This window comes from Lactiplantibacillus plajomi, assembly GCF_005405405.1.
Taxonomy (GTDB): domain Bacteria; phylum Bacillota; class Bacilli; order Lactobacillales; family Lactobacillaceae; genus Lactiplantibacillus; species Lactiplantibacillus plajomi.
On the sequence record NZ_BJDZ01000033.1, the window covers coordinates 1 to 21,360 of the forward strand.

20 protein-coding genes, 1 rRNA gene and 1 other annotated feature are annotated in these 21,360 nt (G+C 50.5%); of the genes, 16 read left to right on the forward strand and 5 right to left on the reverse strand.

The genetic code is table 11. The features are described from left to right. The 4 genes from rrf to FFM82_RS11790 all read left to right on the forward strand — a co-directional run. Window positions 1–99 (forward strand): 5S ribosomal RNA (rrf, locus tag FFM82_RS11775); the annotation flags it as partial. 379 nt (window positions 100–478) lie between these two features. Next, window positions 479–3,070 carry a mucin-binding protein gene (locus FFM82_RS11780; protein ID WP_170178291.1) on the forward strand — a complete coding sequence of 864 codons (2,592 nt, stop codon included), beginning with the start codon at window positions 479–481 and terminating at the stop codon, window positions 3,068–3,070. Between the two features lie 203 nt (window positions 3,071–3,273). Continuing rightward, complete coding sequence (locus tag FFM82_RS11785; RefSeq protein WP_137646005.1) at window positions 3,274–3,534, forward strand: DUF2187 domain-containing protein; 261 nt, start codon at window positions 3,274–3,276, stop codon at window positions 3,532–3,534. Window positions 3,535–3,724: 190 nt separating this feature from the next. Continuing rightward, window positions 3,725–5,134, forward strand: coding sequence for an MFS transporter (locus tag FFM82_RS11790; protein ID WP_137646006.1), 1,410 nt, complete (start codon window positions 3,725–3,727; stop codon window positions 5,132–5,134). A 49-nt stretch (window positions 5,135–5,183) separates the two neighbouring features. Here the strand turns inward: FFM82_RS11790 and FFM82_RS11795 are convergent, their stop codons facing one another. Then, window positions 5,184–6,077, reverse strand: a complete 894-nt coding sequence (locus tag FFM82_RS11795; RefSeq protein ID WP_137646007.1) for a metal ABC transporter solute-binding protein, Zn/Mn family — start codon at window positions 6,075–6,077, stop codon at window positions 5,184–5,186. Window positions 6,078–6,242: 165 nt separating this feature from the next. Here FFM82_RS11795 and FFM82_RS11800 point away from each other — a divergent pair, with 165 nt between their 5' ends. The 8 genes from FFM82_RS11800 to FFM82_RS11835 all read left to right on the forward strand — a co-directional run bounded on the left by FFM82_RS11800 (window position 6,243) and on the right by FFM82_RS11835 (window position 11,988). Next, complete coding sequence (locus tag FFM82_RS11800; RefSeq protein ID WP_137646008.1) at window positions 6,243–6,755, forward strand: CvpA family protein; 513 nt, start codon at window positions 6,243–6,245, stop codon at window positions 6,753–6,755. A gap of 177 nt (window positions 6,756–6,932) precedes the next feature. Beyond that, entirely contained in the window at window positions 6,933–7,301 is a 369-nt protein-coding gene (gene folB, locus FFM82_RS11805) for a dihydroneopterin aldolase (protein ID WP_137646009.1), read from the forward strand. Beyond that, window positions 7,291–7,803, forward strand: a complete 513-nt coding sequence (gene folK / locus FFM82_RS11810; protein ID WP_137646010.1) for a 2-amino-4-hydroxy-6-hydroxymethyldihydropteridine diphosphokinase — start codon at window positions 7,291–7,293, stop codon at window positions 7,801–7,803. Before folB ends, folK begins: the two co-directional genes overlap by 11 nt. Continuing rightward, window positions 7,796–8,365, forward strand: a complete 570-nt coding sequence (folE, locus tag FFM82_RS11815) for a GTP cyclohydrolase I FolE (protein WP_137646011.1) — start codon at window positions 7,796–7,798, stop codon at window positions 8,363–8,365. The genes folK and folE overlap by 8 nt, the downstream gene beginning before the upstream one ends. Before the next feature lie 27 nt (window positions 8,366–8,392). After that, on the forward strand, window positions 8,393–9,712 hold the full coding sequence (locus FFM82_RS11820; RefSeq protein ID WP_225425701.1) for a bifunctional folylpolyglutamate synthase/dihydrofolate synthase: 1,320 nt from the start codon (window positions 8,393–8,395) through the stop codon (window positions 9,710–9,712). Then, entirely contained in the window at window positions 9,709–10,317 is a 609-nt protein-coding gene (locus FFM82_RS11825) for a non-canonical purine NTP pyrophosphatase (RefSeq protein WP_137646012.1), read from the forward strand. The genes FFM82_RS11820 and FFM82_RS11825 overlap by 4 nt, the downstream gene beginning before the upstream one ends. Further along, complete coding sequence (folP, locus tag FFM82_RS11830; RefSeq protein ID WP_137646031.1) at window positions 10,317–11,468, forward strand: dihydropteroate synthase; 1,152 nt, start codon at window positions 10,317–10,319, stop codon at window positions 11,466–11,468. The genes FFM82_RS11825 and folP overlap by 1 nt, the downstream gene beginning before the upstream one ends. Further along, complete coding sequence (locus FFM82_RS11835; protein ID WP_137646013.1) at window positions 11,461–11,988, forward strand: DNA-3-methyladenine glycosylase I; 528 nt, start codon at window positions 11,461–11,463, stop codon at window positions 11,986–11,988. The genes folP and FFM82_RS11835 overlap by 8 nt, the downstream gene beginning before the upstream one ends. A gap of 67 nt (window positions 11,989–12,055) precedes the next feature. Here FFM82_RS11835 and FFM82_RS11840 read toward each other — a convergent pair whose 3' ends face one another. Beyond that, window positions 12,056–12,943, reverse strand: coding sequence for a cation diffusion facilitator family transporter (locus FFM82_RS11840; protein WP_137646014.1), 888 nt, complete (start codon window positions 12,941–12,943; stop codon window positions 12,056–12,058). Between the two features lie 138 nt (window positions 12,944–13,081). Between FFM82_RS11840 and FFM82_RS11845 the strand changes: the two genes are divergently transcribed. The 4 genes from FFM82_RS11845 to FFM82_RS11860 all read left to right on the forward strand — a co-directional run bounded on the left by FFM82_RS11845 (window position 13,082) and on the right by FFM82_RS11860 (window position 15,105). Continuing rightward, a complete protein-coding gene (locus tag FFM82_RS11845) occupies window positions 13,082–13,438 on the forward strand; it encodes an ArsR/SmtB family transcription factor (RefSeq protein ID WP_137646015.1) in 357 nt (118 codons plus the stop codon). A gap of 140 nt (window positions 13,439–13,578) precedes the next feature. Then, entirely contained in the window at window positions 13,579–14,217 is a 639-nt protein-coding gene (trhA, locus tag FFM82_RS11850; protein ID WP_137646016.1) for a PAQR family membrane homeostasis protein TrhA, read from the forward strand. Between the two features lie 186 nt (window positions 14,218–14,403). Continuing rightward, entirely contained in the window at window positions 14,404–14,712 is a 309-nt protein-coding gene (locus FFM82_RS11855; protein ID WP_137646017.1) for a DMT family transporter, read from the forward strand. A gap of 18 nt (window positions 14,713–14,730) precedes the next feature. Continuing rightward, on the forward strand, window positions 14,731–15,105 hold the full coding sequence (locus tag FFM82_RS11860; RefSeq protein ID WP_137646018.1) for a DMT family transporter: 375 nt from the start codon (window positions 14,731–14,733) through the stop codon (window positions 15,103–15,105). Window positions 15,106–15,156: 51 nt separating this feature from the next. Here FFM82_RS11860 and FFM82_RS11865 read toward each other — a convergent pair whose 3' ends face one another. The 3 genes from FFM82_RS11865 to bcaP form a co-directional block, all read right to left on the reverse strand. Continuing rightward, entirely contained in the window at window positions 15,157–16,278 is a 1,122-nt protein-coding gene (locus FFM82_RS11865) for a vitamin B12 independent methionine synthase (RefSeq protein WP_137646019.1), read from the reverse strand. Window positions 16,279–16,342: 64 nt separating this feature from the next. Then, window positions 16,343–16,587, reverse strand: a binding site (T-box leader). A gap of 48 nt (window positions 16,588–16,635) precedes the next feature. Next, window positions 16,636–18,681, reverse strand: a complete 2,046-nt coding sequence (locus tag FFM82_RS11870; RefSeq protein WP_137646020.1) for a KUP/HAK/KT family potassium transporter — start codon at window positions 18,679–18,681, stop codon at window positions 16,636–16,638. Window positions 18,682–18,887: 206 nt separating this feature from the next. Beyond that, complete coding sequence (gene bcaP / locus FFM82_RS11875) at window positions 18,888–20,300, reverse strand: branched-chain amino acid transporter BcaP (RefSeq protein ID WP_137646021.1); 1,413 nt, start codon at window positions 20,298–20,300, stop codon at window positions 18,888–18,890. Between the last annotated feature and the right edge of the window lie 1,060 nt (window positions 20,301–21,360).

The following is a 21,360-nucleotide window of genomic DNA, read 5'->3' on the forward strand; positions in this document are numbered from 1 at the left end:
AAGGATACACCTGTTCCCATGTCGAACACAGAAGTTAAGCTTCTTAGCGCCGAGAGTAGTTGGGGGATCGCTCCCTGCGAGGGTAGGACGTTGCCATGCAATTTGGAATCAACTTCGGTTGGTTCTTTTTTTATACCGTTTTTTAGTTAGATTAGGTAAAACTAATCCTTATTGAATCATTGTGACTAGTTATCGAAATGAATATACTAATTTAATGTGATAAAAATTGATTAATTAAAAATTAATGAGGGCAGTAACGCAGTGGTGATGGCGTTGCTGCCCCTTCGTTATTTTAAGCTAAACTAGGATTAGCATTTGTTTGCGTCATTGAAACCGCTATTATAAACTTCTTAATATGGGATAGCTGACTTTGACTTACCGTCAATATTACGGCTGGTCGTCACTATATTAATCAATAGATACTTATTATCCCTTTCGATATAAGCTAATTCTAATTTCTGAAATGGAGGCGACATTGATGTATCGCAATGGATCAAAGCGTCGTTATAAACTGTATAAAAGTGGTAAAAAGTGGCTAGTGGCCAGTGTCACGTTAGCGTCACTCGGCACCCTTGCTATTCACAGTCGGGCTGCCGAACAGGAGCAACCGGCGGATCAGACTGTCGATAATCTTAAACCGGCTGAAGCCACCGGCGCGCCGAGAACAACACTAACTAACGAAAAACGGGTCCTGCTTAAGCAGGCTGAACCAACTTCTTCAACGGAAGCACCGGTAAGTTCGACGACCGAACAACCGGGTTCGGCAGCTCCCGTTGCTGACGTGTCGACCGAATCAACGTCGCAAGTCGGGTCAGAGACTGAACAAACTTCAGCGGTGCCCACAACCCAAAAGCGCCAAGCGACTCAACCAATGAGCGTCTCTCAACCAGCTGCTCGCACAACTACGCGGACAGTAGTTGATGAGAATACCCTTGCCGTTGCGAACGGGAGTCACTGGACGATTGACGACCAGGGAACGCTGACCATTGACAGTGGGAACTGGGGAATCATCGCCAGTGATGCGAATGGTTGGTCAAAGAGTGCGGAATGGGATAAAGTTACGGCCGTCAATATTACCGGACCGATTACCGCTACGAATAACTTGACGAACGCCTTTTTCAAAAAGTCGAGTCCGCTGATTAAAAAAATAACGACCATTACGGGGCTCGGCTACCTTGATACGGCGAAAGTGCAAAAGTTCGACGGCATGTTTAGCGGTAACGCCATTAGCGATTTCTCCGGAGTTGAAAAGTGGACAATGAACAACGCAACGTCGCTAACGGCAATGTTCTCTGGTAACGCGGTTAGTTCACCAGCACAATTACCGATTCAAGGCTGGAATGTTAGCCAGGTTCAGGCGATGGATCGCATGTTCCAGAACATGCCACTGACTAGTATTGACCTTAGTCAGTGGCGACCGGCTAACTTGACCTCGGTTGGCGGGATGTTTTTAAACGATAGTCAATTAACTAAGGTTAACTTTAATGGTTGGCAAACCGGGGTCATTACGCAGGCTGCGAACATGTTTAGTGGGGCCAGTGCGTTAGCCGAATTGGATTTAAGTGGCTTTAACTTTACGGGACTCGCAAATTCGTCGGTATGGAATTTGTTGGACGAGACGACCAGCTTGAAGGTGTTGACCTTAACGAATCAATCACGGCTTGCGGGTGCGACGATGAACGCTGAACTACCACCAATCACGGCACCTGGGTATACCGGTCAGTGGGTAGTTGGTGAGCGCGACGCTGACGGCAACTGGCAGGCGGCATCTAAGGACGCAATTGGGACCAGTGCCGAGTTGATGGCGCGCTACCAGATTGGTGCCGAAGTACCGAGTGCGCCGACAACCTACATTTGGCAGGAAGAAACGCCCGTAGCGGCCGGTAAGGTCACGGTGGAATATGTGGATCAAGATGGTCAAGTGCTGAAGACCGGCGAAGCCACCTATCCGGACGGTCAGTGGGTTGGTAAAGCTTATCAAACGACCCAGGAAACCATCGATGGCTATGAATTTGACCACGTAGCTAGTGATGGTTTGGCGGCTAACGGAACTTTAACGGCCGCCGGTGGTACCGTTACCTACGTTTACAATAAGATTCCGTTGGCGCAAGGGACGGTGACCGTCAACTTCATTGACCAGACTACCGGCAAGACGCTCCAAACTAAGACTATGACGGGTGATGAGGGTACGCCGGTCGACTTTTCAACTAACGATTTAATTAAGTATTACTTGTCGCTTGGCTATGAATTGGTTAGTGACGAATACCCTGTTGGTGGGGCGACGTATACCGATGGTAGCCAGACGTTTGACGTTCAATTAAAACATGAACTGGTCAAAGAACCGACCGAAACTAAGCAGGTTACGCGGACGATCAAGTACGTTTACGCGGACGGTAAGACCGCGGCCCCAACTCGGACCGAAACGATTACGTTCAGCCGTGAAGGTCAACGCGACCTTGTGACTGACGAAGTGATTTGGGATGATTGGGTGGCAAGTGCAGCTAGCTTTGACGCGGTCAAGTCACCAGCCATTGCGGGTTATCAGCCGGATCAAGCAGAAGTTGCAGCGGCGGACGTAACGGAAACGAGTACGGATATCGATGTGACGGTCACGTATACGGCCGAACCCGGTGAACCAGGCGAACCAGGCGAACCAAGCGAACCAAGTGAACCAGGGGAACCAGGAGAACCAGGCGAACCAAGTGAACCAGGTGAACCAGGCGAACCAGGCGAACCAGGGGAACCAGGCGAACCAGATGGAACAGGAGAACTAGGTGGATCGGACGGAACAGGTGATTCAGGCGACGCAGGGCTTCCGGGTGGTTCTACTGGCGGTGACAATCAGGAACAGGGCGGTTCAACCCTGCCGACGACCGGTATCCCTGAAACAACGGCAACGAACGATACCTTGAACCGGACCACCGCGGGACCGTTTAAGCCGGGGTCAAGCCAAGTAACCAGTTTACCGCAAACGAACGAAACGGCAAAATCCGGCTGGTGGGCGTTACTTGGCGCAACGTTACTAAGTGGGCTAGGCTGGTTCGGCTACCGGCGAAAAAAACGGTCGTAAGCTAAGTTGGTTTAGCAACTTAAGCCCAGCTTTCAGTCGGTTTTCGAACCATCAGATTACTGGTATGACGGGCTTAAACGGTTGTCAATGTTCCTGATGACATCAGTTCGATGTAAAAAGCGTGTAAATTCGAGAACAATGATTGTTATTTACGAACGGACGTGCTATGTTATTACCATATTTTATGAAGTGGAGTGATGGTAATGGCAGAAATTAAGGTGGGAGATCGGGTTAAATGCCAAAAGAATGGCAATACTGATCATGATTTTTATGCTAAAGTAGAAAAAATTTACGAGAACTCCGCGTACGTCACGATTACCCATTACGATTTACGGGATGATATTAACGTGGCCGAGCTGCAGTACCGTGCAGTGATTGCACTCAAGAAGATGAAGGTTGCTAAGCCGAGTGCAAGTGAACAAGCCGAACTTCAGGCGGTCAGTGCCGCAATGTTGGCTGATTAGGCTCCGTGACGTAAGGTAAAATGGTTAAAGATGAATTGATTTTGGGACCCGGACGAGGCAACGTCCGGGTCCTTTTGCGTCGCAGTTAGCGCCTTACGAACCGTTTGCGAATTCCTGTACATCGAAAGTCAGAATGGTACAATGGATGTTGGTAGTTAATAACTGTTCTAAAGTAAGAGGGGGAATTTTGATGAGTGCAACCAATCAGGCACCGACGTTAACCGGATGGCGGCGCTTTTGGTTCATTTTTACGTTGTTGACCGGGACTTGGACCATGTCGATCAGCCAATCATCGCTATCGACGGTTTACCCAACTTTCATGCGCGATTTTGGCATTTCGGCATCGACGGTGCAATGGTTAACGACCGGTTTTATGTTAACGATGGTGGTCATCATGCCAATCAGTCCGTGGTTATTGAACAACATTGGGTTTAAGAAATTATTCTTAACGGTACTGATTTTATTCGACGCGGGCTCGATTATTATTTACTTCGCCCCGTCGTTTCCAGTCATGATGATCGGCCGACTAATTAAAGCGGCGGCCGTTGGGGTGCTATTCCCGTCGTATCAGTCAATTTTGCTGATGATTACGCCGGAAGGCAAACGGGGCTCGACCATGGGAATTGCCGGGTTAGTGATGGGGACGGCGTTAGCGTCCGGCCCGATTATTTCCGGGATTGTTTTGAAGTTTACCGACTGGCACGGGTTGTTCGCCGTCTTCATTACGGTCGCAACGGTACTGATTTTAATCAGCTTTGCCACTATTCAAGACGTGGTCGTTAATAAGCCGTCCAAGCTGGACTTTTTATCAATTGTGACGTTACTCGGATTTGCCGGTATTTTATACGTGGTCAACGAAATTGGCAAGGCCAATGTCAACTGGACGTTTAGCTGGATCTTACTAATCGTTTCAATCGTTGCCGTGGCTTACTTCACTTACCGCCAGTTCCACCTCAAAACGCCGCTACTAGAGTTGCGGGTTTTGAAGACCTTCAACTACGATTTAGCGATTTTCTTAACGGCGATTTCGTACGTCGCTTTGATCGTGGTCACGATTATCTTCCCACTGTATTACCAAGGTATTTTGAAAGTTTCGCCGTTCGTTTCCGGGATGTCACTAGTACCGGGGGCGGTGTTCCTCGCCATTTTGAACCCGTTGACCGGGACCTTGGCGGAAAAAATTGGTTATAAGCAGATTATGCTACTCGGGATGGCGATGATTGTGTTGGGCTGGTTAGTATTAGCGCTGCTCAACCGTCAACTGAACCTGGTTACCATGATCTTATTAGCCGCCCTAATTGAAGGCGGGAACGCCTTTGTCATGATGCCAGCGGTAACTCTGGGGGCGAACTCGTTACCGAATGAGTTGGTTTCGCACGGTACGGCCGTCATTACGACCGTTCGTCAAATTTTGGGGTCGGCCGGGGTTGCGGTTGCGACGTTGGTCCTATCGAACGTCACGGCGACCCAGCTAAAGGCGGGCGTACCAAGCCTAGTCGCAAATTTGCGCGGTTACCACACCGTTTTCTGGATGATGCTGGGGATCGAAGTCGTTGGCTTGATTTTGGCCCTGTTACTTCGTGATGAACGTGCTAAATAGGGCATAACGTAAAAATGGTTGCCAGCATGACGCTGACAACCATTTTTAATTACTTAAGTAGGCGGTTGAGTTGTTGATACTGACTTAACATCCAGCTTTCGTAAGTTTGGTGTGCCGGTAACGTTTCAGTGACCTTTAGGATCGGAATGTCGTACTGCTTGGCCAGCTTTAACATGTTGTTGATGACGTTACTATCGGTCTGGGTATTTTCAACGAACAGGTCGATTTGGTGATGGCGGATGGCGGTTTGCATCTGCTTGATGTCCTTAGGCGACGGGTCGGCACCCTCTTCAATGGCTTTGGCAAAGTGCTGGTTGGTGATTTTGAAGCCGAGTGCTTTTAAAGAGTAGTCGAAGACCGGTTCGCTGACGGCGACGCGCTTGCCACGGGTCTTTTGCTTGAGAGTTCGCAGTTCTTGGCTGACAGGTTTTAATTGTGCGCGGTACGCCTTGGCCTGACGGTAAAAATAGGCGCGGTGTTGCGGCTGGATTTTTGCCAGCGTGGCCGCAATTTTGGTTGCGAGCTGTGGCATGGTGGTCGGGTCGTACCAGACGTGTTCGTTGGCCCCGTCCCGCTTATCGGCGACCGTGGTTCCGACTTCGAGTACCTTGGCGTTAGCCGCCTTATTGACCGTTAATTTTTGCATCCAGTCGTCGTAACCCAGGCCGTTGTAAATGATTAAGGCGGCGCTGCTGCCTAGCTTAGCCGTTTCAACGGTCGGTTCGAAACTATGCGGATCCATGCTGGGCCGGTTAATGACCGTCGTCACTTGGCCGTATTTGCCGGCCACTTTTTGGGCCGTTTGTCCGTAAAAGTCTAAGCTTGCCATAATCTGAATTTTACCGGTTTGTGGCTGCGTCGTTGGGGTTGACTGACAGCCGGTCAAAAGACCTAGCACCCCAAATAGTAGGGCTAGTAGCCCTAAAAAACGTCGGTAAAGCATGTTGAAAACCCCGTCCCTTTAAATCGTAAGAATTACTATTAAATTTACCGAAAAAACCAGTCAGCGTCAAGTCTTAAGATATGCTTTAATCATCGGTTTAAGCGTATCCGCGAACGGGAGAACCTGTTACAATGGGCCTACGAATATAGGGAAGGTGGCAGTACAATGCTTTTTACGATCATTATCATTGCTTGGTTAGTAATGGCACTGTTCCGCGGGTTTCATCGGGGCTTGGTCATTGAGATTTTGCACTTAGTCGGCACCATCGGGGTGTTGATTTTTGCCCGGCTCTTTTACCAACCGGTCGGCCAGGCGCTGAGCAGTTTTTTAACTGGCGTACACCTCGTTGAAACGGGCGTCATGACGACGCTGATCATTAACGTGGTCGCGTTTTTTATCTTAACGTCGATTGGTTGGGCGGTTGTCCGTTTCGTCGCCCGGCTGTCCCGCAAGGTCACCTGGTTACCAGTCATTAAGCAGGTTAACAGCTTGGCTGGTGGGGTCGTTGCGGTCGTGGTGGCCTACCTAGTGATTTTTGTCTGCCTGACGGTGGCCAACCTTATTAACACGCCGTACGTTCAGGCCCAGATGACGGCCTCGCCGTTAGCCACTTACATTGTCAAGCAGACGCCGGTCTTGACGAGCGATTACTTGAATAACTGGATTCAAACGTCATAGTTGAATTGCGATAGCGACTGGGGAACGCACCCCTAGTTGCTATTTTGCTTTTTCAGCTAATTAATAACGATTTACTGAGATTCCAAACGTTTCCCGATAAAAACGGCGCAATTTACCGGATAAGCCGGACGTTTCATGCTATCATTATAGGTAAAAACTAGTTTAAGAGGGATATTCATGGGCATGATTCGGATTAACAACTTACGTTTTCACACGTTTAACGGCGTTCTCCCGGAAGAACGGCGCAACGGGCAGCAGTTAGCACTGGATATTGCCATCAAGTACCCGATCGAGACCCGGGTGACCCACGATGACGTTCACGAAACGATTAATTACGCTGAAGTTCGCAACGTAACGGAACAATTTATTACGACGCATTCTTACCAGCTGATTGAATCGTTAGCCAACCACTTACTTGAAACCTTGTTGGCCGCCTTTCCGACCGTTGAAAGTATTAACATCAAGGTGCGCAAGTACAGTGTGCCGATGCCGGGAATCTTTGATAACGTTGAGATCGAGGTGGAGGGGGCGCCGGATGCCAACTAGTCAAGAAATCGTCTATTTAAGTATCGGGTCGAACATTCACCCGCGGGTCGCAAATATTCAGCGGGCGTTACGGTTACTGCGGGCACTGCCCGCAGTTGACGTCCGGGCGACGTCGCACTGGTACGAAACCGAACCCTGGGGGAACCGCGAGCAGTCGAACTTTTATAACGTGTCGGTCGCGCTAACGACGCGGCTAACGCCCGACCAGTTATTGGCGGTTTGCCATCAAATTGAGCAGGATCTTCACCGCCAGCGCCTAGTGCACTGGGGGCCGCGAACCATCGACCTCGACATCATCTTTTGGGGCGCGCGGAAAATTCGGACGGCGACGTTAACGGTGCCGCACGCACAGGCGGCGCACCGGAATTTTGTGCTGCTACCGACACAGGAGATTGCGGTAGGTGACGACTTAGTTGCTCCCCAGGTGGCGCAAATGATCGCGCAGAATCAGGATCAAAGTTGGATAAAAAAAGTGAGAAATGTGAGTGAGTTAGATGATTGATGAACAAAATAAGGAAAAAATTGAACGCGCGGTGCGCGATATTTTAGAAGCGGTCGGCGAGGATCCGGAGCGGGCTGGTTTGGTTGAAACGCCGGAACGGGTGGCGCGGATGTACGCCGAAGTCTTTGCCACTAAGACGGCGGCCCCGTTCGATAACTATAAGTTATTCAAGGTAGAAGATCCGACCGAAATGGTGTTATTAAAAGACATTCCGTTTTATTCGATGTGTGAACACCACTTGTTACCGTTCTTCGGCACGGTTCAAGTTGCATACGTGCCGCAACACCAGCAAGTCATTGGGTTGAGTAAGATTCCCCGCCTGATCGACTACTGCGCCAAGCAGCCGAACGTACAGGAGCGGCTAACGGTGACGATTGCTAAGGAATTACAACGAATCTTAGATCCTGCCGGCGTCGCCGTTTCGATTACGGCCCGTCACATGTGCATGGAAATGCGTGGCGTTTCGAAGCCGGGTGTGCATACGGAAAGCAGCTATTACAGCGGTCAGTTTAAGACCGACTTAGACTTAAAACGAGAATTTTTACAACGAATTGCAAAGTAGGGTGATTGGGTGGACGCAACAGCCATAATGCAACGCTATCAGGCACTATTAGCAAAGTTAAACCAGGCCATGTTGGCGGATAACCAGCAGCGGGTCCTGTTATTAAAACGGATCATGACGCACCTCGGGCATCCCGACCATTACTTCCACGTGATCCACATTGCGGGAACCAATGGGAAGGGCTCAACCGGCGCGATGTTGGCCAGTATTTTACGGGCGCAAGGTTACCAAGTCGGACGCTTTAGCAGTCCGGCCATTAGCGATGCGCGCGAACAGTTACAGTTGAACGGACACTGGATCAGTCCGGCCGACTTTATCGATACGTATGCGGAAATTGAACCGGTGCTGACCAACATGGGAATTGCACCGCATGAAATTTCGATTTTTGAGTGGTTTTTCCTAATCAGTATGGTGTGGTTTCGGAATCAGGACGTGGACTGGGCCATTGTGGAAGCCGGACTGGGCGGTCGTTATGACGCGACTAACGCCTTAGCTAGCCCGCGGTTGACCCTTTTTACGAAAATCGCTCTCGATCATACCCAAATTTTGGGACCAACCATCAAAGCAATCGCACAGAATAAGGCGAAGATTATTAAACCACACACGACCGTTGTGACCTTGGCCGATCAACATCCCGACGCGCTTGCGGTATTGAGAACCGAAGCATTAAATCAGGGGGTTAAGCTGGTGACGGCTAAGCGGGTCAAGACGACCGTCACGGCGGAATCGATTGACGGGATGGTCGTTGACGCGATGAGCCAAAGCTATCACTGGCCCGCTTTACGAACTAACCTGATTGGCCGCTACCAGTTACAAAATTTGGTCAACGTCCTGACGGCGGTCGCAACCTTGCGTGGCCAACACGTGCGCTTGACGGAAGCTGCCGTTCGAACGGGGTTGCAACGGGTGACGTTGCCCGGCCGGCTGACGGTGTTACAAAACCAACCGCTGATTATTGCGGACGGGGCACACAATCCTGATGGTATGGCCGCCTTAGTTGCAAGCCTGCAAAGCTTATTGCCGAATCGTGACTTGATTTACGTGGTCGGCGTGTTGCGCGATAAGGCGCACGGCCCGATGTTAACGACGCTGTTAGCCAGTGCCAAGCTGGTCATCACCAACACACCGGAAAACCCGCAACGGGCGCTCCCGGCAGCGGACCTCGCCGCCGAAGCGGTTCGGTTACGACCGGTGGACGGCCCGGAAGTGCTCACCGCACCTAACATTGACGCGGCGTTGAAACTGGTCCAGCAACGGGCGACGCCGACCAGCGCCATTGTGGTGACCGGGTCCTTTTACGTGATGCGCGAATTGCAACAAGCTGGTTGGAAGGGGCTGAGTGAATGACGTGGTTGATTGCGTCTAATAACGCTGGTAAGAGTCGCGACCTCGCCGCCTGTTTAGCTTATTATGGGGTACTTGCCGAACCGTACGGGGACCACTGCGACCGCCTGGACTTTCCGAGGGAAACAACGACCAGTTACGCCCAAAACGCGCTGGTTAAGGCTCAGTTTGGGGCCCAGCAGCTGGGCGCACCGGTAATTGCTGACGATAGTGGCCTCGAAATTCCGGCGTTACCGGACTTTTTAGGGGTGACGACTGCCCGTGATTTAGGCGTGAACGTCGCTGGTACGGACCGGAATCAAGAAATTATTCGGGCCTTAGCCGGAATGGCGGATGCCCAACGGCGGGCCACCATGCGGGCAACCTTGGCCGTTGCTTGGCCGGATGGCCGCCAATTCGTTACCCAGGCAACGGTGAGTGGTTACCTCGCGCACCAACAAGCCGGCCGTTATTCGGGGGGCTTTGACCGCCTCTTTTGGCTACCACGGTACGGGCGCACGTTAGCCGAACTACCGCCAACTTGGCGGATTCCGTTGACCCACCGCGGTCGGGCGGCTAAACAATTAACTGAACAACTTCGAACAGTGAAAGGATCGGTGGAACCATGATTAGAGTGGCAGACATAACCAGTTCGTTAGCGCGGCGGCAAGATTTTGCCAGCAGCGCGCTTTTTGCGCAGGCGCAACGCCAACAACAGCTCGTCCTGCAATTTAGTGGCTACGACGCGGCGCAACGCACGCGCTTGACGCAGCTTTGTCATCAACTGGACGGGACGTTCCAAGTCGACGACGCACAACTAACGGTGTTATTGACCCAGGCAGCCGGGCGGTTGATGGCCCAACGTTGGGCCGACTTTTTCAGTGATCAGGTCCAGGTTCAAATCCAGCTAACGCAAATCATGAAACAGTACGCCGTGATCTGGCAGGCGGGGACGCACCGTTTTGACCTGACGACCCGACCAATGATTTATGGCATTATGAACATTACGCCGGATTCCTTTTATGACGGCGGCCGCTACACCACCATGGACGACGTCTTAGCGCACGTCGACGCCATGTTGCAGGCGGGCGCCGACGTCATTGAAGTCAACGGTCAAACGACCCGGCCCGGCTTTACGCCGGTTTCACCGGAAGTTGAACTTGAACGGACGTTACCCTATATTCGGGCGATCAAAGCGCGCTTTCCAGAAGCCGTAATCGCGGTGGATACTTACAAGTATCCGGTAATGGCGGCGTTACTCAAGGAAGGCGTCAGCATTATCAACGACGTTAACGCCTTTACAGACGACCCCCGCAAGCTGGAGTTGATGGCGGACAGTAACGTCGGCCTGCTGACGATGCACAGTAGTCGCGACCGTGAGTACAGCGACCTGACGAGCAGCATGTTCAGCTTCTTTGAACAAAACCTGAACGCACTAACGAGTGCCGGTATCGATATTGAACGAATCGCGCTGGATCAAGGCATTGGTTATTCACAGGTGGCCCACGGTGAACAGGACTACGTGATGATGCGCAACGTGGACCAGTTCAACGCGTTGCGGCGCCCGATGATGGTGGCCATTTCACGTAAGGGCTACTTGGGGCTGCTGCTGGGGCTGAAAAAAGAAGACCGCTTGCCGATGACACTGGTCGCCGAAACGACGATGATGCTCCGCGGCGGCCGGATTTTACGGGTCCACGACGTTGCGGAAACTAAGCAGATGGTGACCTTGTTAGACCGGATTGAAAACGGCTACTGGTTGGTTAGCGACCATGATTAGTCCCACTGATTTTAATGAAATTGATGTGAACGGGGTTCAAGATTACCACCGTTACTTTGGTACGCCGACCCACGACGATCACGTTCTGTTTGAACTGTTGATTGTCGGTATTTTACAGGCTGGGTTGGGGTGGCAACCAGCTGCGAGTCAGCTACCGGTTTTGCGTCAACACATGGCCGGTTTGCGCGTTGAGCGGGTCGCCGCCTACGAAGAGCCGGACTGGGAGCGCCTCATGACGACCCCGAAAGTGATGCATAACGGGCGCAAACTACGCGCCATCATTACGGATGCCCGCGCCATTATCGGGGTGCAACGGGAATTTGGTAGCTTTAGTGCGTACCTCTGGCAATTTGTCGACGCCACGCCGTTGATCATGCCGGCACCGGACGATGAACTGCCCACGACGTCGCCCTTAGGAGCGCGGGTTGCGAAGGACTTACACCGCCGCGGATTCACCTTCGTGGGGCCGGTCGTAACTCACATGTTCTTACTGGCAGCCGGTGTGATTCAACTGAATTGAGTGGACTAAAAAATCCCCAGGGTCGCTTGCAAGCTAACCTTGGGGATTGGTGGTTTAAACGGTTAAATTAAATGGAATCATCGGTCGTTTCAAAGTCGACCTTACCCAGTTCGATTTGAATGGTAATGTGGGTCAGTGGAAACTGGGTGCTGAGATCCTTGTTGAGCTTTTCTAAAAAGGCGTTGTTGTCGGCAAGCGTCGAGCGGCAAAGGTGCACGGTCATCGCCGTTTCGGTGGTACTCATGCCCCAGATGTGGAGGTCGTGAACTTGGTTGACGGTCGGTTGGGCCTTCAAGTAAGCTTGAATCGCTTGGCAGTTCACGTTGCGTGGCACCGCTTCGAGCGAGTAGTTCATGGCTTCACGTAACAGGCCCCAAGTCCCAATCAAAATAATGAGGGCGATGATCAGTGAAATGACTGGGTCGAGCCAGAACCAGCCGGTCTTCAAAATAATGAACCCGGCAATTACCACGCCGACTGATACGCCGGTATCGGCAGCCATGTGGAGAAAGGCGCCCTTAATGTTGAGGTCGTGTTTTTGTCCCTTTACGAATAGGAAGGCGGTAAAGCCGTTGATGACGATCCCGATGGCCGCCACGATAATGACGTCCCATTCGGCGACCGGTCCCGGATGACCTAACCGCTGAATTGCTTCAACAGAAATTGCGCCGACGGCTACCAGTAAGAAGACGGCGTTAAACAACGCGGCCAAGATGGAAGAACTCTTATAGCCGTACGTGTACTTGTCGTTAGCGCTCTTTTGGCCTAGCCAGAGTGCCAACCACGAAATCAGTAGGCCGAGCACGTCACTCAGGTTGTGACCGGCATCGGCGACGAGTGCCAGCGAGCCGCTGGCGAACCCGTAACCGGCTTCGACAGCAATGAAAACGGAGTTGAGCAGCACCCCGATTTTAAATGCCTGGGACTGTTCTTGAATTTGATGTTGATGTGCCATAATAGTCACCTGCTTCTTGGTTGATATTGAACCTTGAATGGTTATAATTTAATTATGAACGAATAAACATATGAATGCCTGTTCATGTGTATTGTAACACGCTGTAATAATGATAACAATATGAAAATGAGGTTATGTATGGATGCCGAACTAAATCATGAAACCGCGGTCACTAAACTTGACCAACTCATTCCGCAAACGGCTGAATTAGCCCGGATTACGGCCATTTTTAAGGCGTTGGGTGATCCGACCCGTGCCCGGATTTTATACGCGCTGGCGGTGACGAAATTGAGTGTGGGCGAATTAGCTAACGGTTTAGCACTCAGCCAGTCTAACGTGTCGCACCAGTTGACGGTGTTAAAACAACTCAACCTGGTCGTCGGCACCCGGAACGGTCGTAACGTTCACTATCAGCTGGCGGATAAGCACATTATTAGTATTTTTCAACAGGTTGCCGCCCACGCGGAAGAACCGGAAACTGAACAGGAGCAGTAAATTGTCTGCTAGTCGAGTCATGACTAGGAGGCTTTTTTATTATTAGTAGCAATAGATTATCTAGTTTACAAAACTAGATGTATTGATATTAACACGATATGATGGTATGCTGATTATAATAATTCGACGAGGTGATCAACATGGGACTGTCGACGCGACGGTATCAGCTGTTAAATGAAATATTGAATTCGGTGACCCACGGCATTGGAATCGCGCTAAGTATCGTGGGGTTTGTCTTTTTAATGCTCAAGGCTTACGCTGACGGTACGGCGTTGGAGTGGACGACCTTCATTATTTACGGCTGCTCGCTAATTGTGCTGTACACCTTTTCCACGTTGTTTCATAGCCTTTACTTTACCCGTGCGCGTGAGGTTTTTCGAATTTTTGACCACAGTGCGGTTTACATTCTAATTGCTGGTACCTACACCCCGTACAGCTTGTTAGCGATTAAGGGCTGGTTGGGTTGGACCATCCTAATCACGATTTGGGTGTTAGCGATTGCCGGCATCACGGTCAACGCGATTTGGCCGGGCAAGCTCAAGAAGGTCGAAACGGTGATTTACGTGTTGATGGGCTGGATGTGCCTCGCTGGTGGTAAACAGCTGTGGGATAGTCTGGGACTAGTTGGTTTTTGGTTACTCGTAGCCGGCGGGGTCGCCTTTACGCTGGGGGCGCTGCTCTACAGTTTGCCGCACGTTAAGTACATTCACGTCATTTGGCACGTGTTCGTGATGATCGGCACGGCCTTAATGTACTTTTCGATTTATTTCTACATTTGAGCTTAATATTATTTTGAAATTGAATTAAAAACTGGGTTGCTGAACGTTGGCAACCCGGTTTTTTTATCGGCTCGCTAGTGGACATAATCATGAGAATCTAATTAGCCAGGCGTATCTTTTGATTGCCTTTTTAAAAAAAAGCCAGTAGAATGGTAGGACAATTGAAATTTTAGTGAGGTGAGCAAAATGGCATACGTATTATTATTTGTTGGCATTTTTATGGAGGTTCTAGGCAGCTTTTTCTTAAAGCGTGCGAACGGTTTTCGGAATGTGATACCCACGGTGATGGTCTTAGTCGGGTATTTTAGTTCGTTAGTTTTAGTAACGCTGGCAATGCAACAGTTACCACTCGGGGTGACGTATGCCATGTGGGCCGGCTTCGGTACTTTCTCGACCGTGATTTTAGCGGTCGTTGTGTACCGCGAACGCTTGAGTTTAGCGCGGTTTAGCGGCCTGATTGCCATCGTGATCGGGGCGATCTTACTGAACGTTTAAAAAGGGGGAAAATTGAATATGCGAGCATGGGTACAATTAGTGATTGCCATTGGCATGGAAATTATTGGAACGAGCTTATTGAAATTATCGGCGGGCTTTAGCCACCCGGTAATTGGCATCGCGGGGATGCTGCTTTACGGCTTAGCAATTTTTAGTTTTTCCCGGGCCCTTAGCCGGATACCGCTGAGTATCGGTTACGCGATCTGGGCCGGTGCGGGTACCGCGGTTACCGGTTTGATTGGCATCATGGCCTTCGGTGAAATTATGACCGGCTTAAAGGTAGTCGGCTTTACGGCGATCGTAGCCGGCGTTATCTTGATCAACGCGCCGGTTAAGGAACGTGCAGCCCGGCCGACGAAGGTTCGGCGCTGGCGGGCGCGGTATAACCGCTAATAAAAAATCACGTTTGATAACGATTAGTCGTTGTCAAACGTGATTTTTGGTTTAGGCGTCTTGCCAGACGGACTTAGCGGTATCGATGACGAGTTTTAATTTAGCCCATTGTTGACTTTCGGTTAGTTGGTTCCCTTCTTCGGTCGAAGCGAAGCCGCACTGAGTCGAAAGTGCCAAGTTAGTCAAAGGGACCTTCGCACTGGCTGCTTGAATCCGGGCGGTTAGGGCATTGGGGTCTTCCAGTTCGGGGAACTTGGAGGTCACTAAGCCAAGTACGATGCGCTTGTTTTGGTCTTGGTGCCAAATCTGGTCGAGGACTTCAAAGCCACCGGCCCGTTGGTTATCGTATTCGAGGAACAGGCCGTCGTAGTTGAGTTGGCCCAAGTACGGTGCGACCACGTCGTAACTGCCAGAAAAGAGGTAGGTCGACTTGAAGTTACCGCGACAGATGTGGGTCGTGACCGTTAAGTCGGCGGGCAGGTCGGCTAACACGGCGTTGATTACGGTGACCGCGTCAGTTGCCCAGCGTTCGTAGGTTTGATGATCCGCTTGCGGGTCGTTTAACTTACTGATCAAGAAAGCCCAGGTGGTATCGTCTAACTGAATGTAACGACAGCCCAGTTCGTAAAAGTGTTCGATCGTTTGGTGATAAGCTTTGGCGACGTCTGCCAAGTACGCGTCCCAAGTGTCATAAAATTTTGACCAATTATCACTGCGGTTGTCGCGGAACAGCATCGTCGGCGACGGAATCGTTTGCTTAGCGAGGACGCCGTTCGGGACCAGTGATTGTAAGTAAGAGAAGGCCTCGAAGAACGGGTGGTTCGGGTTATACGCGACCTTACCAGTTAGCTCAGCGTTATCGGTACGGGTGTGGTCGCCCTTGAACTTGTAACTTTGGTGGTAGTCGTACTTGTCGACGCCGGTCAGACCCCATAAGAAGTCCAGGTGCCACCAGCTGCGTGAAAATTCGCCATCGGTGACGGCTTTTAAGCCCAGCTTGACTTGTTCGTCGACGATTCGTTTGATTTCCTTGCGTTGGACGGCTAGTTCCTGCTTTGCGGTAATCTTACCCGCGGCTAAGTCCGCGTGGGCGGCCTTTAAGCTGGCGGGGCGTAGTAAACTACCGACCACGTCGTAACGGAAGGGTGCGGTTTTGGTTAAAGTTGTTGTCATATTGATCCACTCCTTGTTTAAAATGAAGAACAAAAAAAGCGTCGTCCGAAATGATGTTGCCATCATTCAGGACGACGCTGGGCCGTGGTACCACCTGGTTTTAGTCGCAAGCTGCGACTACTCAAAATAACTGTCCGCGGACAATTACCAACTAGGTTAACGGCTAGTTATACCGGTTAAAGCTTACACGCGTGCTCGCTTTAACGAACCGAACCCAAGACCATCTTCGTTAGTTGCCCCGATACCGTTCCACCAACCCGGTACTCGCTGTGCGGTTACACTAATTACTCATCTTTTAATCGTTCTTTAATTATTGACCCTATATTACTGGTATTACTTAAAAATGTCAATGGTCGACTAATCATTTTGCTTTGAATCCTGTTCGGGTTGGCGGGTGTGCCGGATGGCGTGGTTGGCTAAAGTCGGGTCGGTGGCCGGCGTAGTGAATAACGGAATCGTTTCTTCCAGCACGTCGCTAAATTCCAGCCCGTACCAGACGGCCGGTGACGGGGTAATGTTTTGTAACAGCACCCGCCCGCCGATGAACAAACGGTCGGATTGGCGGGTGACCGGGTAGCTGGCTAGGTCCATAATTTGCTGATTTTGAATGACGAACTTAAAGTCGCCGACCCGCCGTGACGCAATCGTACCGTAACGGCTGCGTTGCGGGTCGATGCTGTGGTTATCGATTAAATGGTTGACGATTTGGCGCAAATACAAGTTAATGTGTTGTGATTTACGGAAGCCCAAGTTAAGTTGCACTTCCACGATGTTGCGGGTACCCAGCATATCAACGCTGTAATTACAGTCGTACGGACGACTCGTTTCGTTAATGGTAATGAACCAGTGAACCTCGGCGCGCTTCGGCCGCTTGTCCAGAATCGAGTAGAGCGTTGAGCGCTTGACGCGGTGATGACGGTCAACCTTGGCTAGGTAAACCAGGTTGGTGGCAAACATCGGAATCCGGTCGTCGTGGCTGAGTTCGATCAGTTGCTGGCGGTAATCCAAGATGTTGACGAGCTCGTTGGCCCGATTGTACTTGAGGCGCCGGCGGTTACCAAAGAACCAAGTGACCATGACGAGGAAAATGGCTAGCGTTAGCGCCAGCGTCAGGTAGCCACCGTGCAGGAACTTCGTCAGGCTGGCAATCAGGAAAATCGTTTCGAGTAAGCCGAAACCCGCGAAGACGACCACGCCTAAAATTGGGTGGCTCTTCATCGCAATCCAGTGGCTCAGTAGGATCGTAGTCATCAACATGGTTAAGGTAATTGCCAGGCCGTAAGCGGCTTCCATCCGGGCGGAAGACTGGAAAATCCAAACGATGGCGAGCGTGCCGGCGCACAGTAACCAGTTGACCGCGCCGATGTAAATTTGGCTACGAACGTTGCTGGGATGGCGGATGTTCATGCGGGGCAAAAACTTTAAGCCTTCCGCTTCGTCTACCAAGGTGTAGGAGCCCGTGATCAGCGCTTGCGAGGCAATAATGGCGGCTAGTGTGGCGAGCAAGACCATTCCGATCCGTAAGTTAGTCGGAATCATTTCATAGAAGGGGTTCAAGTTCGTGGCGTTCTGCCAAGCGGCGTGCTGGTAATGACTAATGACCCAGGCACCCTGACCGAGGTAGTTCAAGATCAACGTTAAATAGACCAGTGGCCAGGTGGTATCAATGTTGGCGCGGCCCACGTGCCCAACGTCAGAATATAGTGCTTCGGCACCAGTCGTTGCGAGGAAGACGCTATCGAGGATAAAAATCCCCGTTTTGTTAACTGGACTGAACAGAATTTGTAAGGCATACACCGGTGAAAACGCCCGTAAAATCTCGGGCGCCTGACCGATGTTGATGATACCAAAGTAGCCGATCGCAATGAACCAGAGCAACATGATCGGACCAAACGAGCGCCCGACAACCGCGGTACCGAACCCTTGAATCATAAAGAGCAGCAGTAGGATCACGGTGACTGTAATCGGAATCAGTAATGGCAGCTCGTTAAAAATGGCAAAGTCGGGTAAAATTCGTAAACCTTCCACCGCGGAAGTCACCGTTACGGCCGGCGTTAGCGTCCCGTCAGCGAGCAGCGCGGCCCCGCCAATCAGCGCAATGAAAATCAGCCACTTCGCCCGGTGCCGGACCAGGGCGTACAACGCAAAGATGCCACCCTCTTGGTGGTTATCAGCCCGCAAGGCAATCAGCACGTATTTGACGGTGGTAATTAACATCAAGGTCCAAAAAATTAGTGAAACACTACCAATAACGTATTCCGGCGTCGCGTTTTTCAGCGCCCCGTTATCGTTCAAAATGGCGTTCATGACGTAGAGTGGCGACGTCCCGATGTCGCCGTAAACGACCCCCAACGTGATTAGCATCCCGAAAAGTGAGCGGGTCTGCACTTTTTGTTGTTCCATAAGTTAATGACACTCCCATATCTGACGAGCTATTAGTGACTCATACTATACCCGACCAGTACGGAAAATAGCTGGTTAACTATTCAGTTTCACGACCTTTGGCGACATAATTAACACCGACTTTGTTTGGTAACTGAAATTTCTCGTGAGGATAAAAAAACGGGTCGCAACCTTAACGTTGCAACCCGCAAATTGGACTTTCCCAATTACTTCTGGGACGCCCGGTTTAACTTCGAATGTTTGATCGAATAGCTAAAGTAAACGACCATCCCGATACATAACCAGATGACGAACTGCAGCCAAGTGATTGGTTTCAAATTAATCAGTAAGAAGACGCAGCAAATAATCGACATGACCGGTACAAATGGGACCCACGGTGTTCGAAACGGCCGGTGTAAATCCGGTTGGGTCTTACGTAAGTGTAAAATCGAGAACGAAACCAGCACGAAGGCGGTTAAAGTCCCGATGTTGACCAGTTCGGCCAATTCAGCGAGTGGAATAAAGCCACCCAGGATAGCGGCAATCGTCCCGAAGAGGATGGTCGACTTCACCGGCGCATCGGTCCGCTTACTAATTGCACTAAAAATTGGTGGTAGGAGGCCGTCCCGCGACATTGAAAATGAAATTCGGGTTTGCCCGTATAAGCAAACTAACATGACGGTCGTCATTCCTAAAATAGCGCCAAGATCAATGATTCCCGCGATCCAGTTTTGCCCAGAATAGCGAAGCACGGCGGAAATCGGGTGGTCAATGTAGTTGGCGAACAGCCGAAACGGCACAACGCCCGTCATAATAGCTGACACGGCTACGTAAAGAACGGTGCAAATTCCCAGTGAGAGTAACATCGCCCGTGGTAAGGTCTTGGACGGTTCCAACGTTTCCTCCACGCTTGACGAAATGGCATCAAAGCCGATGAACGCGAAGAACACGCTCGACGCGGCACCAAAGACGCCCTTCATCCCAAATGGCAATAGCGGCGTCCAGTTAGCCGGCTTAATAAAGCGGACCGCGGTAAAAATAAATAACAGAACGATCGCCAGTTTTACGACCACCATGACGTTATTGACCCGCTTGGTTTCCTTAACCCCCACGGATAAAAGGAGGGTGATCAACATGATAATCACAAACGCTGGTAGGTTAAAATAGCTGGTCACTCCGGGCGTTGAACCAAAGGCGGCGCTAACCGCTGCCGGTAATTTAAGCCCGAAACCCGCCAAAAACGATTGAAAGTAGCCGGACCAGCCCGCCGAAACGGTCGACACGGCAAATAAGTATTCCAACATTAAATCCCAACCAATAATAAACGCCACGATTTCCCTCAAAGTCGTGTACGAGTAAGTATAGGCCGACCCGCTTTCCGGCACCATCGCCGCAAACTCCGCGTAACACAGCGATGCAAACAAACAGGCAATCGCCGCAATCACGAACGAAATCATCAGCCCCGGCCCGGCCGTTAACGCCCCGGTCCCAGCCAAAACAAAAATCCCAGTCCCGATAATCGCGCCGATTCCCAACATCGTCAGGTCAAACGTCTTCATTTCCTTATGCAGGGGACTATGATAATGCAACATCGCGCGAATATCCTTTTTACGAAGTAATCGATTATGTGATATATCCATATAACTCGCCCCAATTCGATTGATTACGTCTTATTTTAATGACGATTAACGAATCAAACATGGCTAATCCATTCAAAAAATTGCCTATTTTTAGTTAAAAGCGCTAAATTTTATCCATTTGAACGTAATAAATAACCGTTAAGTCCCGTTACTAGTAGTATTAACGGCTCAGCGACTTACTAGTGCCATAACTTAATTCAGTTGAATTAATGTGTAAGTAAGGTTTATTGACGTGGTGTTGGGAGGTTCTTACCAACTCGATTTGGAAGGAATACAGACTTAGACGTACTAAACGGAAGAAAAACGATTCTTAAATTATAATGCCCGTTGCTCGATTCAAAGTCTGTGTTCCCTTGCCAGCCCTCCGGTCAGCGGGAATCAGTCCGGAACGCGGTGGCCACGGGGTTAAGCCCACAACCCAGGTCTTAACCACCGGGCTTTCATTAACTCGCCAAAGGACGGCGACCAAGTGAAATTTCACCGCTGGGACTGTTCCCGCTTTCCCTGCAGGCTTGGGCTGGTCGTTGGCAGGCGGTCGTGATTAAATTTTATTGGATGAGAAGCAGTGAATAAACACGTTGTTATATTTTTCTGTTAAGTACACAGGATTAGACGTACTAAACAGATGGATACCAGCAACTCATTCTAGTAGTTGGTAATCGATTCGAAGCTAGTGGTCCCTTGCCAGCCTTTCGGTCAGCGGGCATCAGTCCGGAACGCGGTGGCCACGGGGTTAAGCCCAAAGTTCAGGTCTTAACCGCCGGGCTTTCACTAACTCGCCAAAGGACGGCGACTAAGTGAAACTTCACCGCTGGGACTGTTCCCGCTTTCCCTGCAGGCTTGGGCTGGTCGTCGGCGGGCAGTAATGATGCAACTTGTATAAATGAATTGAGTTGTAATAACTGGTAAGGGTTCCCACGACTAGTCACGTTAAGAAAACTTCACACCATGCTTTTCTAAATAACAATCAACATTATTATTTTAAAAAAGTGAACCTCCAAGATTGATTAAATATCAAGCGTGGGGTTCACTCTGTTGTTATATTTGGTACCGTTATTTA

Bases quoted from the DNA above. Each gene is read 5' to 3' on its own strand.
- FFM82_RS11780 (WP_170178291.1), top strand. From the start codon at position 479: ATGTATCGCAATGGATCAAAGCGTCGTTATAAACTGTATAAAAGTGGT.
- FFM82_RS11785 (WP_137646005.1), top strand. From the start codon at position 3,274: ATGGCAGAAATTAAGGTGGGAGATCGGGTTAAATGCCAAAAGAATGGC.
- FFM82_RS11790 (WP_137646006.1), top strand. From the start codon at position 3,725: ATGAGTGCAACCAATCAGGCACCGACGTTAACCGGATGGCGGCGCTTT.
- FFM82_RS11795 (WP_137646007.1), bottom strand. From the start codon at position 6,077: ATGCTTTACCGACGTTTTTTAGGGCTACTAGCCCTACTATTTGGGGTG.
- FFM82_RS11800 (WP_137646008.1), top strand. From the start codon at position 6,243: ATGCTTTTTACGATCATTATCATTGCTTGGTTAGTAATGGCACTGTTC.
- folB (WP_137646009.1), top strand. From the start codon at position 6,933: ATGGGCATGATTCGGATTAACAACTTACGTTTTCACACGTTTAACGGC.
- folK (WP_137646010.1), top strand. From the start codon at position 7,291: ATGCCAACTAGTCAAGAAATCGTCTATTTAAGTATCGGGTCGAACATT.
- folE (WP_137646011.1), top strand. From the start codon at position 7,796: ATGATTGATGAACAAAATAAGGAAAAAATTGAACGCGCGGTGCGCGAT.
- FFM82_RS11820 (WP_225425701.1), top strand. From the start codon at position 8,393: ATGCAACGCTATCAGGCACTATTAGCAAAGTTAAACCAGGCCATGTTG.
- FFM82_RS11825 (WP_137646012.1), top strand. From the start codon at position 9,709: ATGACGTGGTTGATTGCGTCTAATAACGCTGGTAAGAGTCGCGACCTC.
- FFM82_RS11835 (WP_137646013.1), top strand. From the start codon at position 11,461: ATGATTAGTCCCACTGATTTTAATGAAATTGATGTGAACGGGGTTCAA.
- FFM82_RS11840 (WP_137646014.1), bottom strand. From the start codon at position 12,943: ATGGCACATCAACATCAAATTCAAGAACAGTCCCAGGCATTTAAAATC.
- FFM82_RS11845 (WP_137646015.1), top strand. From the start codon at position 13,082: ATGGATGCCGAACTAAATCATGAAACCGCGGTCACTAAACTTGACCAA.
- trhA (WP_137646016.1), top strand. From the start codon at position 13,579: ATGGGACTGTCGACGCGACGGTATCAGCTGTTAAATGAAATATTGAAT.
- FFM82_RS11855 (WP_137646017.1), top strand. From the start codon at position 14,404: ATGGCATACGTATTATTATTTGTTGGCATTTTTATGGAGGTTCTAGGC.
- FFM82_RS11860 (WP_137646018.1), top strand. From the start codon at position 14,731: ATGCGAGCATGGGTACAATTAGTGATTGCCATTGGCATGGAAATTATT.
- FFM82_RS11865 (WP_137646019.1), bottom strand. From the start codon at position 16,278: ATGACAACAACTTTAACCAAAACCGCACCCTTCCGTTACGACGTGGTC.
- FFM82_RS11870 (WP_137646020.1), bottom strand. From the start codon at position 18,681: ATGGAACAACAAAAAGTGCAGACCCGCTCACTTTTCGGGATGCTAATC.
- bcaP (WP_137646021.1), bottom strand. From the start codon at position 20,300: ATGGATATATCACATAATCGATTACTTCGTAAAAAGGATATTCGCGCG.